Annotated in this window: 9 protein-coding genes; 8 read left to right on the top strand and 1 reads right to left on the bottom strand. The window is 40.0% G+C overall.

From position 1 onward, the window contains the following. Nucleotides 1-364: 364 nt before the first annotated feature. Entirely contained in the window at nucleotides 365-583 is a 219-nt protein-coding gene (locus tag CD126_RS01085) for a hypothetical protein (protein WP_002472448.1), read from the bottom strand. A gap of 230 nt (nucleotides 584-813) precedes the next feature. Between CD126_RS01085 and CD126_RS01080 the strand changes: the two genes are divergently transcribed. The 8 genes from CD126_RS01080 (at nucleotide 814) to thiW (ending at nucleotide 8,289) form a co-directional block, all read left to right on the top strand. Beyond that, nucleotides 814-1,605 carry a TIGR00282 family metallophosphoesterase gene (locus CD126_RS01080; RefSeq protein ID WP_049405441.1) on the top strand — a complete coding sequence of 264 codons (792 nt, stop codon included), beginning with the start codon at nucleotides 814-816 and terminating at the stop codon, nucleotides 1,603-1,605. A 113-nt stretch (nucleotides 1,606-1,718) separates the two neighbouring features. Continuing rightward, on the top strand, nucleotides 1,719-3,479 hold the full coding sequence (locus CD126_RS01075; RefSeq protein ID WP_049405440.1) for a 2-oxoacid:acceptor oxidoreductase subunit alpha: 1,761 nt from the start codon (nucleotides 1,719-1,721) through the stop codon (nucleotides 3,477-3,479). Next, nucleotides 3,480-4,346, top strand: a complete 867-nt coding sequence (locus CD126_RS01070) for a 2-oxoacid:ferredoxin oxidoreductase subunit beta (RefSeq protein ID WP_103369901.1) — start codon at nucleotides 3,480-3,482, stop codon at nucleotides 4,344-4,346. A gap of 316 nt (nucleotides 4,347-4,662) precedes the next feature. Continuing rightward, entirely contained in the window at nucleotides 4,663-5,298 is a 636-nt protein-coding gene (locus CD126_RS01065; RefSeq protein WP_049405439.1) for a poly-gamma-glutamate hydrolase family protein, read from the top strand. Nucleotides 5,299-5,300: 2 nt separating this feature from the next. Next, nucleotides 5,301-5,606, top strand: a complete 306-nt coding sequence (locus tag CD126_RS01060) for a thiamine-binding protein (protein WP_049405438.1) — start codon at nucleotides 5,301-5,303, stop codon at nucleotides 5,604-5,606. Between the two features lie 268 nt (nucleotides 5,607-5,874). After that, a complete protein-coding gene (gene miaB, locus CD126_RS01055) occupies nucleotides 5,875-7,416 on the top strand; it encodes a tRNA (N6-isopentenyl adenosine(37)-C2)-methylthiotransferase MiaB (protein ID WP_049405493.1) in 1,542 nt (513 codons plus the stop codon). Then, nucleotides 7,416-7,772, top strand: coding sequence for a YlbF/YmcA family competence regulator (locus CD126_RS01050; protein WP_049405437.1), 357 nt, complete (start codon nucleotides 7,416-7,418; stop codon nucleotides 7,770-7,772). Before miaB ends, CD126_RS01050 begins: the two co-directional genes overlap by 1 nt. Nucleotides 7,773-7,797: 25 nt before the next feature. Next, on the top strand, nucleotides 7,798-8,289 hold the full coding sequence (gene thiW / locus CD126_RS01045) for an energy coupling factor transporter S component ThiW (RefSeq protein WP_103369900.1): 492 nt from the start codon (nucleotides 7,798-7,800) through the stop codon (nucleotides 8,287-8,289). Nucleotides 8,290-8,503 lie beyond the last annotated feature (214 nt).

Raw genomic sequence — 8,503 nt, 5'->3', positions numbered from 1 at the left:
TTATAGAGATATTCGTGCCTTTTTTGGTGTATAAAGAAAATTAACGGCTAGTGATTTTTTCATCACCAACCGTTAAAAGTGTACAGCCAAAATAATACGGTTGCCTTCGGGTAGCCGTTTGTTTATGTTTATGCATAGAGCGATGCACGAATGTAGGAAGAGTCAACAAGCGATATTCAGAAGACCCAGCATTTTAACGCTAGTGAAATTGTGAGTAGTGATGTAACCCCGAAACGCGTAAATGACTTATATTATCTTTAAAATTACATAAGAAAAAAGGGTAAAAAACCACAAGTATGTAGTCTCTACCCTTTCCTCATCATTTTTGATTGAATTATAGTCTTGGTTTAAGTTAATAGCAATATTAGTTGTTGAATTCTAATTCAGTGTCTTTGATTTCTTTTAAGATCTCAGTTGTATCTAAACAACTTGAAGAAATTTGTCCATATCTCTCAGCTAAGCGATATGAAGTAATATATAATTCTAATGCATCTTTAGCAATATCTTCTGCATCTTCGCTTTTTGAGGGATTCGCTTTCACTACTAAATCTGCGAAATGTTCTGCATCAATATGAATTGACATGTGTGAATTACAACTCCTATATTATTTATTTAACTTTCTGTTTATTTCATACCACTCAAAAATGATTTAAAACACTTTATCGTCAATTAAATTTCGGATTAATTTCTTACAGTAGTGAAATCAGTTTGCATTTAAGCAGAATATCTAACAAATGCAAGCGAGAGAAACATCAAACTTTTCAGAGCTAACAATATGCTATACACTAATGAGCAGAGAGGATGTACGAACGAATGCGAATATTATTTATCGGAGATATCGTAGGTAAGGTGGGCAGACAAGCTATCAGTGATTACCTACCAAAGTTAAAACAAAAATTTCATCCTACCGTGACGATTGTTAACGCAGAAAATGCAGCTCACGGGAAAGGATTAACTGAAAAAATCTATAAGCAACTCTTACGCGAAGGAGTTGACTTTATGACAATGGGTAACCATACATACGGTCAGCGTCAAATTTATGATTTTATCGATGATGCTAATCGCATGGTGCGCCCAGCCAACTTTCCTGAAGAGGCACCAGGTGTTGGAATGCGTTTTATCCAGATTAACGCAGATAAGTTAGCGATTATTAACTTGCAAGGACGCTCATTTATGCAAGATATCGACGATCCTTTTAAAAAGGCAGATGAACTCGTCGAACAAGCTCAGAAAGAGACGAACTATATCTTTGTCGACTTCCATGCTGAGACGACTTCGGAAAAGAATGCCATGGGTTGGTACTTAGATGGTCGAGTGAGTACAGTTGTGGGGACACATACACATATTCAAACTTCTGATGACCGCGTATTACCTCAAGGTACGGGCTATATAACAGACGTCGGTATGACAGGGTTCTATGACGGCATTCTCGGCATTCAACGTGATGAAGTCATTAAACGTTTCATTACAAGTTTGCCGCAACGTCACGTCGTACCAGATACAGGTCGTGCCGTACTTTCAGGTGTGGTCGTCGATTATGATAGTCAAGGACGGACGAAACATATTGAACGTGTGCTCATCAATGATGATCATCCGCTTGATTAAGTATCGTCCGTTCGTATGAATTTCAACGAGAACCTCGCTAAGCATAGTCATTTAGCGAGGTATTTTGATATTATAAATAATGAATGAATATATCCACTAGGAGGAACAATGATATGCGAAATCAAATATCATGGAAAGTGGGCGGACAACAAGGTGAAGGTATCGAATCAACAGGTGAAATCTTCGCTACAGCTATGAATAGAAAGGGATACTATCTTTATGGTTATCGTCACTTCTCAAGTCGTATCAAAGGGGGTCACACGAATAACAAGATTCGAGTATCTACATTACCCGTACACGCAGTAAGTGATGACCTAGATATTCTTGTGGCATTCGACCAGGAAACGATTGAAGTCAATCATCATGAAATGAGAGCCGACAGCGTTATTATTGCAGATAGTAAAGCGAAACCAGACAAACCTGAAGATTGTCGTGCTCAAATGATTGATTTACCTTTTACTAAAACAGCGAAAGAACTCGGCACAACATTGATGAAAAATATGGTTGCAGTAGGTGCAACATGTGCGTTGATGGATTTAGAAACAGAAACCTTTGAATCACTGATCACAGCGATGTTTGAGAAAAAAGGTGACAAAGTTGTTGAAATGAATATTCAAGCGCTTCATGAAGGTTATCGCTTGATGCAAGAACAACTTGAAACGGTAGAAGGTGATTTCCAACTCACAGCATCTCAACAAGATCCGCACCTTTACATGATTGGAAATGACGCAATAGGACTTGGAGCGATTTCAGCAGGTTCACGTTTCATGGCTGCTTATCCTATCACACCAGCGTCAGAAATCATGGAATATATGATTGAGAATCTTCCTAAAGTGGGAGGTACAGTTGTTCAGACGGAGGACGAAATCGCTGCTGCTAACATGGCGATAGGGTCTAACTACGGTGGTGTCCGTGGCTTCACAGCAAGTGCTGGTCCGGGACTTTCTCTCATGATGGAAGCCATTGGACTTTCAGGTATGACAGAAACACCATTTGTCATCGTCAATACGCAACGTGGGGGTCCTTCTACTGGCTTGCCAACGAAACAAGAGCAATCTGATTTGATGCAGATGATTTATGGTACGCACGGAGATATTCCTAAAATTGTCGTAGCGCCAATGGATGCAGAAGATGCATTCTATTTAACGATGGAAGCCTTCAACTTAGCTGAAATTTATCAGTGCCCAGTTATTATCCTCAGTGACCTGCAGTTATCTCTCGGTAAACAGACTGTAGAACAGTTAGACTACAACGCGATTGATATCCAAAGAGGCGAATTAATTCAATCCGATATCGAGCGTGAGGAAGGGGATAAAAGCTATTTCCGTCGTTACGCTTTAACTGAGAGTGGCGTGTCTCCAAGACCATTACCGGGCTTGAAAGGTGGCATCCATCACGTTACAGGTGTCGAACATAATCAAGAAGGTAAAACGAGTGAAGTTGCTCAAAACCGTCAAGAACAAATGGAAAAACGTATGCGTAAAACACAACATCTGCTCATTAACGAACCTGTAAGTGGACAGGAAACGCATGATGAAGCGGACATTCTTTATCTCGGCTTTATCTCAACGAAAGGCGCTATCCAAGAAGGTGCTGAACGTTTAGAAGAGCAAGGCATCAAAGTGAATCACCTTCAAATTCGTCAACTTCACCCATTCCCTAAAGATGTAGTTCAAGAAGCCGTGAATAAAGCTAAAAAAGTAGTTGTGGTAGAACATAACTATCAAGGTCAACTGTCTAATATTCTTAAAATGAATGTTATGGTTGGAGATAAACTCATTAATCAAACGAAATATGATGGTACACCGTTCTTACCACATGAAATTGAAGAACGTGGTCAACAAATTGCCAATGAATTAAAGGAGAGGGTCTAAATGGCTACATTTAAAGATTTCCGTAACAACGTTAAGCCCAATTGGTGTCCAGGTTGCGGTGATTTCTCTGTTCAGGCTGCGATTCAGAAAGCAGCTGCGAACATAGGATTAGAACCAGAAGAAGTAGCGATTATTACTGGTATCGGATGTTCAGGTCGTCTCTCTGGTTATATTAATGCCTATGGGGTGCACGGCATCCACGGGCGTGCGTTACCGTTAGCGCAAGGTGTTAAGATGGCGAACCGTGATCTGACAGTGATCGCTTCTGGTGGTGACGGAGACGGATATGCTATCGGTATGGGCCACACGATTCACGCATTAAGACGTAATATGAATATGACGTATGTCATTATGGATAACCAAATTTACGGCTTAACGAAAGGTCAAACGTCACCGTCTTCTGCGCCTGGCTTCGTGACGAAATCTACGCCTAAAGGTAATATTGAGAAGAACGTGGCGCCTTTAGAACTCGCGCTATCATCCGGAGCTACATTTGTGGCTCAAGGTTTCTCTAGTGATATTAAAAATTTAACCAAATTATTAGAAGACGCAATCAATCATGATGGCTTCTCATTTGTGAACGTCTTCTCTCCATGTGTCACATATAATAAAGTGAATACGTATGATTGGTTCAAAGAACACTTGACGAACATCGATGACATTGAAGACTATGACGCTTCAGATAAAGAGAAAGCGATGGCTAACGTCTTGAAATATGATTCTTTACTCAAAGGTATCGTTTATCAAGATACTGAAACACCTTCATACGAATCACAAATTGAGCAGTTAGATGAGACGCCGCTTACTAAGAAAGATATTCACATTCAAGAAGATCAGTTCAATGCATTAACACAACAATTTGTTTAATTCCTGGCTTGAACTAGATTAGTTGAAATGAGTAGCTATTAAAGGGAAAGTATATTGCGTGTTATTTGCGAAGCAACACTTTCTCATTAAAGATACTAGGTTTATTAAGATAGCAGCGCTGATGCATGTTATTAATACTCAAAGGATAAAGATGAAATAACAATATGATATGTAAGGAGTGGAATGAGAAATCGCAAAGATGGGATGTAACATCTCGTGAACTCTTCCACTCCTTTTACATGTCATAGCTTTCACTATCTACAAAGCCGTTGCAAATATGGTACAGTGAAGTAAATTCATCTTCTGGAGGTAAATTATGGTAGATCGCTACACATCGTTTACAGACCTTGCTCAGCAGACGACCGAGGGAGAAGATTGGTCTATACACACTGAAGAGCGTGGCACGCCCCATTTGATCACTGCGATTCATGGTGGTGCTATTGAAAGAGGGACGTCGGAAGTAGCTGAACTCATTGCACGTCGTGGCGGTTATGACTTCTACACCTTTAAAGCTACGCGTCGCAATAAGAACAATGAGCTACATGTCACATCTCGTCACTTTAATGAACCGCAATTAGAAACTTTGGTCCAAGGTAAAAGGCACGTGATTTCTATTCATGGCTGCAGAGGTGTGAAATCTAAGGTTTATTTAGGCGGTTTAGATCTTGCGTTGCGCGAGCATCTAACGCATGCTTTGGAAAAGAGAAGCTTTCTAGTTGAAGCGGCACCTCCACCTATCTCAGGAATGCATACGGATAATTTCGTGAACTGTGGAGAACGTAAAAAAGGCGTACAAATTGAACTTACCGAGCCGTTACGGAAATCATTTTTTAACAATAAGAAGTTTAATTTACATAATCGAGAAGATGAATCTAATTGGAGTCCAGTCATGATTGCGTTTGCAGAGGCAGTGATTGAAGCTATAGATGTCATGAATGAAGAGGAGGAATAATCATGGATGATACACTCATGAGTATCCAAGTAATACCTAAGACGCCGAATGGGGAAGATGTGATTCCTTATGTTGATGAAGCGATTAAGATCATTCAAGAAGCTGAAATTCCATATCGTGTGGGAGCCCTTGAGACGACTGTTCAAGCAGATATGAATACGTGTCTGATCCTCATTCAGAAGATTAATGATCGCATGGTCGAATTAGAAGTTCCAAGTATTATCAGTCAGGTGAAGTTCTATCATGCACCTGAGGGTATTACGATTGAAACGTTGACTGGTAAATACGATAGTGATCGAGTGGAATAAAGTTTAAGTTATGAACTGAGACTAGCAGTTAAGGGTGCTAGAATTTGTAGTGAACAATAATTATGAATAAATTTTTTATCATTTCATCGTTCTTAGTGGGCGTGATTGCTTTCAATACCCCACGCATTTTAACTGGAAAAGTAGTGGTGTCTTTTTGCACATATAAGTAGAATTTAATATAATATAAAGATGATTATGCACAAATCGAAGCATGCGTAAATTAAAGCGTTCAAGCATGCGCGAAGATGGAAAGAAAGGGTTATGTAGTGTGAATGAAGAGCAAAGAAAGCGTACTACGATTAACATCTTAGCTGAACGAGATAAGAAAGCACAAGCGGAGAGTAAGAACTTTGAACACGTTTATCAACCGCCAAGTTTGAAACAAGCACGTAAGCGCGGTAAAGAAGAGGTTCAATATAACAATGATTTCCAAATCGATGAGAAATATCGCAATATGGGTCGCGGTCGCACATTTATGATTAAAACCTATGGCTGCCAAATGAATGCACACGATACGGAAGTGATGGCAGGTATTCTCAGTGCCTTAGGTTATCAACCTACAGAAGATATTAATACTGCAGACGTGATTCTCATCAATACTTGTGCGATTCGTGAGAATGCTGAGAATAAAGTGTTTAGTGAAATCGGTAACTTGAAGCATCTCAAACGCGAACGACCTGACGTCTTGCTCGGCGTATGTGGTTGTATGTCACAAGAAGAATCTGTCGTAAATAAGATTCTGAAATCCTTCCAAAATGTAGATATGATTTTTGGTACGCACAATATTCATCGTTTACCGGAAATTCTTGAAGAAGCGTATCTTTCCAAAGCGATGGTCGTTGAAGTGTGGTCTAAAGAAGGCGACGTCATTGAGAATTTACCGAAAGTACGTGAAGGTAATATTAAAGCATGGGTGAATATCATGTACGGTTGCGATAAATTCTGTACTTATTGCATTGTGCCTTTTACTCGAGGAAAAGAGCGTAGTCGTAAGCCTGAAGATATTATTCAAGAAGTTCGTGAACTCGCACGTGAAGGTTATCAAGAAGTGACATTGCTCGGTCAGAATGTAAACTCATATGGTAAGGATATCGACGGTTTAGATTATGGTTTAGGTGATTTACTCGCAGATATTTCTAAGATTGATATTCCACGTGTGCGTTTCACTACGAGTCACCCGTGGGACTTCACAGATCGCATGATTGAAGTGATTGCACAAGGCGGCAATATTGTCCCACATATCCACTTGCCAGTTCAATCTGGTAATAACGCAGTATTGAAGATTATGGGTCGTAAGTATACCCGTGAAAGTTATCTCGATTTAGTCGATCGCATTAAGGCGCAAATTCCTGATGTAGCGCTAACGACTGATATTATCGTGGGTTATCCAAATGAAACAGAGGAGCAATTTGAAGAGACGTTATCCTTATACGATGAGGTCGGTTTCGAACATGCGTACACGTATCTCTATTCAGAGCGTGATGGTACGCCAGCTGCACGTATGAAAGACGATGTGCCGAAAGAAGTGAAGAAAGATCGTCTTCAACGTTTAAATCGTAAAGTTGCTGCCTATTCTGGTGAAGCGATGAAGCCATACGAGGGTGAAGTCGTGAGCGTGTTATGTGAAGGTACAAGTAAGAAAGATGACGAAGTGCTTGCTGGTTACACTGAGAAGAACAAATTAGTTAACTTTAGAGCGCCGAAGTCAGCTATTGGTAAAATTGTCGATGTGCGCATAGATGAAGCGCATCAATTCTCACTTAACGGTACGTATCTTGGTGAGCACGAAGAAGCGATGGTGACGATGTAATGTATCGTACTGAAGAAATACTTGAGCAAGCAGATCGTTTAAGTGCAAAGATTCAAGATTTAGATCTCGTGAAAGATTATCGACGTGTAGAAGAACAGATTCATGCGAATCACAGTATCGACACACGCATGAAAGAATTGAAACGCAATCAGAAACAAGCTGTTAACTTTCAGAATTACGGCAAGATAGAAGCACTCAAAGCGTCAGAGCATACGATTCAGTCGTTAGAGAACGATATTAACCAACTTCCGATAGTCGGTGAATTTCGAACTGCGCAACGAGAAGCCAATGATTTACTTCAATTGATGATTGAGACGATGTCGAAACGCTTAAACAACCATCATCCAGAAGATTGAATAACGAAAGGGGTTGGGTCGTCGAATGAAGACGAGAAACTTTACATTTACCGCAATATTTATAGCACTCAATGTCATATTGAGTAGCTTTATAGTCATACCAGTCGGACCGATTAAGGCTGCACCTATTCAGCATATGATTAATGTCTTATGTGCGGTGTTTGTTGGCCCTTGGTTTGGACTGGCTCAAGCATTGATTTCTTCACTGTTGCGTGTACTGTTTAACACCGGAAGTGCCTTTGCGTTTCCTGGTAGTATGGTAGGTGTGTTACTTGCGAGTGCATTCTATATTTATCGTCGCCATATCTTTATGGCAGCAGTGGGTGAAGTAATCGGTACGGGGATTATTGGCAGCTTGATGTGTATTCCAGTCGCTTGGATTATCGGTTTACACGATTTTGCAGCGAAACCTTTAATGCTAGCCTTTCTCGTTTCAAGTATTATCGGATCAGTCATTAGTTACATTATCTTGATGGTGTTGAAACGGAGAGGTATTCTCGATCGCTTTTTAAAATAAAAGATTGAAAGTCGAAGTCCGAGAAACACGGTGTGTGTTTTTCGGGCTTTTAGATTTTTGTAGTTAGTTGATAAATTCTTTAGCTATTTCCAACAATGTCACGAAATTGTGTTGCAGTTATTAGTTTCTTTCTTTAAACACTTTAGATAAAATAATTATATAATTCGTGTGATTTGTCGGCGCACTGATGTAGGACTGTCTCTTATACACATCT

This window comes from Staphylococcus pettenkoferi, assembly GCF_002902685.1.
Classification (GTDB): Bacteria; Bacillota; Bacilli; order Staphylococcales; family Staphylococcaceae; genus Staphylococcus; species Staphylococcus pettenkoferi.
This window is presented reverse-complemented; position numbering and strand designations above follow the sequence as displayed.

Coding starts and splice junctions, on each gene's coding strand:
- CD126_RS01085 (WP_002472448.1), bottom strand. CDS start 583: ATGTCAATTCATATTGATGCAGAACATTTCGCAGATTTAGTAGTGAAA.
- CD126_RS01080 (WP_049405441.1), top strand. CDS start 814: ATGCGAATATTATTTATCGGAGATATCGTAGGTAAGGTGGGCAGACAA.
- CD126_RS01075 (WP_049405440.1), top strand. CDS start 1,719: ATGCGAAATCAAATATCATGGAAAGTGGGCGGACAACAAGGTGAAGGT.
- CD126_RS01070 (WP_103369901.1), top strand. CDS start 3,480: ATGGCTACATTTAAAGATTTCCGTAACAACGTTAAGCCCAATTGGTGT.
- CD126_RS01065 (WP_049405439.1), top strand. CDS start 4,663: ATGGTAGATCGCTACACATCGTTTACAGACCTTGCTCAGCAGACGACC.
- CD126_RS01060 (WP_049405438.1), top strand. CDS start 5,301: ATGGATGATACACTCATGAGTATCCAAGTAATACCTAAGACGCCGAAT.
- CD126_RS01050 (WP_049405437.1), top strand. CDS start 7,416: ATGTATCGTACTGAAGAAATACTTGAGCAAGCAGATCGTTTAAGTGCA.
- thiW (WP_103369900.1), top strand. CDS start 7,798: ATGAAGACGAGAAACTTTACATTTACCGCAATATTTATAGCACTCAAT.